Annotated in this window: 3 protein-coding genes and 1 pseudogene; all 4 read left to right on the top strand. The window is 61.0% G+C overall.

Annotated elements, in window-relative coordinates:
- The first annotated feature begins 482 nt into the window (after positions 1–482).
- The gene (locus tag AC1DT6_RS40195; RefSeq protein ID WP_441637644.1) at positions 483–950 is read left to right on the top strand and encodes a hypothetical protein; all 468 of its coding nucleotides are present in this window, start codon (positions 483–485) and stop codon (positions 948–950) included.
- Between the two features lie 174 nt (positions 951–1,124).
- Complete coding sequence (locus AC1DT6_RS40200) at positions 1,125–1,610, top strand: SixA phosphatase family protein (RefSeq protein ID WP_441637646.1); 486 nt, start codon at positions 1,125–1,127, stop codon at positions 1,608–1,610.
- Between the two features lie 109 nt (positions 1,611–1,719).
- Positions 1,720–2,523, top strand: a complete 804-nt coding sequence (locus AC1DT6_RS40205) for a ParB N-terminal domain-containing protein (protein ID WP_441637648.1) — start codon at positions 1,720–1,722, stop codon at positions 2,521–2,523.
- Between the two features lie 20 nt (positions 2,524–2,543).
- A pseudogene (locus AC1DT6_RS40210) lies at positions 2,544–3,112 on the top strand (phage integrase family protein); the annotation flags it as partial.
- Between the last annotated feature and the right edge of the window lie 233 nt (positions 3,113–3,345).

Raw genomic sequence — 3,345 nt, forward strand, 5'->3', positions numbered from 1 at the left:
CGAGTTCTTCGGTGACGGACAGGTCCTTGATGGCGAGGGTGGTAGTCATGGCAGTTCTCCTTGGGAGCGATTGGGACTTGGGGTTCGGTTGGTTCGAGCATTGTTTCTGCGCTCGGGAGGTACAAACGCATGGAGTGTGCCAAGGCGGGGCAGGTCAGCGTGAATCGCCCGCAAAGGCAGGCTGGGCTTGGGATCGATTTTTTTCGGGTACGAAAAATGGCGTCAAAGCCTGGCGCGTGCGGGCCTGGATCTGGCGGGTGCAAACCAACACAACAACACCGGGTGTCTGCTATTACGAGACACGCTGGGCCCGTGCATCGGAGGCGGACCGCACGTGCGCCTTGTAAGAGGCTCATTGGCCTCTCGCAGGAAGGCCTGATCCGTAGCGTGCCAACGGATGCCACGGCAGCCAAGGCCGACCGAATACCGGACGGAGAACGGCGCCATGGTAAAGGCCCAACATCAACCATGCCGGAGGCAGCATGCAGGAAGAGTTCGGGTACAAGGATGCGGCCGGTCGATGGGTCGCGGGGTTCGGGTCCCGTCGCGATGCCATTTCGGCGGCAGCGCAGATGGGCATGACGCAGGTGGTTACCGCGGGCTTTAGCCCTGAGCCTCCGTCCTACTTCGCGCGGTTCGAAGCGACGAGGATTATCGAGCGGATGCTCTCTGGCATGGCCTTGGGCGAACACGAGGGCAAATTGATTGGCAGCGAGCAAGCCCAAGATGTGCTCGCCCCCATTCTCGCGGCAGCGATCGGTGATGGCTTTCCCGGCCGCGAGTCCCCAGAGTCATGGAAACTTCAACTGGATCTCATGGATCGGCTGGAAGCCGCGGTTGCCGCATGGCTGGAAGAGAATCACCTGGAGTTCGCGCCGCCTAAAGTCGTGGTGTACGGGTCGGAGCAACTCCACGTCACCGGCACGAATCTGGATGTACCGCTTCGGTAGGCCTTTTGGGGGTAGCTTTGATTTCGGCGCCATTTACGACGGTTCGCAAGCCCAGCAGCGATGCGATGTTGAAAACGACAGCAATCGAGAGCATGAAAGGCTAGCACCTCTGTTAGTCGCCGCGGTGGTCGAATAGGGCGATAATGGCGCTTCAGGCCACCCCTCAGCTTGATCATGAAAATCCTGTTTCTTGTGCGGCATGCCAAATCGAGTCGCGACGATCCGTCCTTGCCCGACCGGCAGCGACAGTTAGACAATCGCGGCCGCAATGACGCGTCCAAGATGGGCAAACGCCTGACTGATCGCGGCGTCGATCCCGATCTACTCATGTCGAGCCCGGCGCTGCGTGCGCTGACCACGGCGCAACTCATCGCCGATGAGATCGGCTACAAGCGCAAGGACATCGTCGTCGATGAGCGCCTCTATGCCAGCAGCTCGGACAACTTGCTCACCATGATCTGCGCACTCGACGACAGGCTGGACCGCGTGATGCTCTTCGGCCACAATCCCGAGTTCACCGACCTCGCACATCGGCTATCGAGCGCGATCATAGACATGCCCACATGCGCAATCGCGGAGTTTTGCTTCGACGCAAAGGCGTGGGCGGATGTCGCGGAGATCGGCCCGGCGAAGGTGAGGATGGACGCACCGAAGAGATAGTGCAGGCATTCGCCAATGCGCAGCGCCAGGCCCAGCTTCATCGGCCCCGCTACACGGCTTGAAAAGGCGGCAGTGTGTACACTACCGTCCTACATTTTTTGTTTGGCCCATGAAGATCACTATCAACGAAGAGCTCCGTGCCTATATCGATCCACTTACAGAAGACGAATACGCAGCATTAGAACGCAGCTTGCTCTCGGAAGGGTGCCGCGATGCGCTGGTGTTGTGGGGCGATCTCCTGGTGGACGGACACAACCGCTACAGCATCTGCCACGAGCACGGAATCCCTTTCAATACGGTACAAAACCAGACGTTCCAGTCTATGGACGATGTGCACCTGTGGATGATCGACAATCACCTCGGGCGGCGCAGCGTATCAGATTTCCAACGAGGGGTACTTGCCCTGCGGAAGAAGGGAATCGTATCCGCGCGTCTGGCGCAAACGCAAGCGCAGCATGCAAAACCTGCCGGGACCGAAGTCGCCACGCAATCCGGGGCCGATCCGGTGTTGACTCGCGAGGCTGTTGCGCGCGCAGCACGGGTGAGCAGTGCGACGCTTGGTCAGATCGAGAAAATCCAGAAGACGGCTGCGCCCGAGTTGGTCAGCGCAGTAAAAGCGGGCGTAATTTCCATTAATGCCGCGGCTGCCGTAGCCTCCTTGCCTGGCGAGAAGCAAGTAGCGGCTGTTGCTGGAGGCAAGAAGGAACTGCGCCAGGTGGCGAGACAGGTGCGCGAGGCCCGCGTGCCACCCAAGCCTGAACTGGCGCCACCGCCCAGCGACGCCACACCCGATCAACTTGCAATTCATCGCCTGACGGTATTGGTTGCACAGCTCACAGAAGAGCGCGATCAGTTGAAAAAGAAGGTGCAGCACTTGACCGTTGCACTCGCAGAGACCCGCGGTGGTCAATAGAGCGGGCGGAGAAGGGCAGGGCTGCCGAGCAGGCGATCGAACGACTACACGGACTGCCGGCGTCCAAGCCGGTCATCAGTGACGACATCGGGCTGTGGCTGGCACCGCGCGCAGTGGCTGCGCTGCGGTCTCAGGGCATCGGCGTGCTGGCGGCCCTGACAGTACGCGTGCCGCGCCGACGCCGCTGGTGGGTGGCCATTCCGGGCCTGGGCGCGGCCGGGCCCGGCGGATTGAAGCGTTCTTCGCCCAGCACCCACAACCGACCGAGCGCGTCCGCGCGCTGATCCCGCGGGAGTGTACCGAGGGAACAATTACGTCATGCCGCTTGAAGGCGACGGGTCGCAGGGGCAGTTTCGCGCGCCGTGCCAGACCTGCACCCTCAATGCGGACAGCGACTACGCGGCCATCCACGGCTGGTTGGCGCTGCAGCAGTCGGCGGCGACCCTGCGCGCCTATCGCAAGGAAGCGAAACGCCTGATCCTTTGGGCGCATCATTGAGCGGGGGCGGCCGTTGTCCTCACTCACCACGGAGGATGCGACAGCCTATCGCAGATTCCTGCGACGACCAACGCCCCGAGAGCGCAGGGTGCTTTTCTTGCTGGAAGCCGCGCCGGTATTGGCTGGCAGCCCCGTAGATAGGATTTAACATAACACGTATTATGTGCTCAAACGATGTAGAGGCCAAATCAGAATGTCCGCTTCCAGCCACATCAGAATGTCCTCTGGATAGACCTATACTGGTAGCGCCTGGGCTGGACGGGAGCGCGCCATGAAGGATCGGGGGTTGATCACCATGAGTCTGCGCGAAGTTGACCGCTTCAA

The sequence above is a fragment of the Cupriavidus sp. 01L45 genome (assembly GCF_056399885.1).

Excerpts from the sequence above, each read along its gene's own strand:
- AC1DT6_RS40205 (WP_441637648.1), top strand. The coding sequence starts at position 1,720 with ATGAAGATCACTATCAACGAAGAGCTCCGTGCCTATATCGATCCACTT.
- AC1DT6_RS40195 (WP_441637644.1), top strand. The coding sequence starts at position 483 with ATGCAGGAAGAGTTCGGGTACAAGGATGCGGCCGGTCGATGGGTCGCG.
- AC1DT6_RS40200 (WP_441637646.1), top strand. The coding sequence starts at position 1,125 with ATGAAAATCCTGTTTCTTGTGCGGCATGCCAAATCGAGTCGCGACGAT.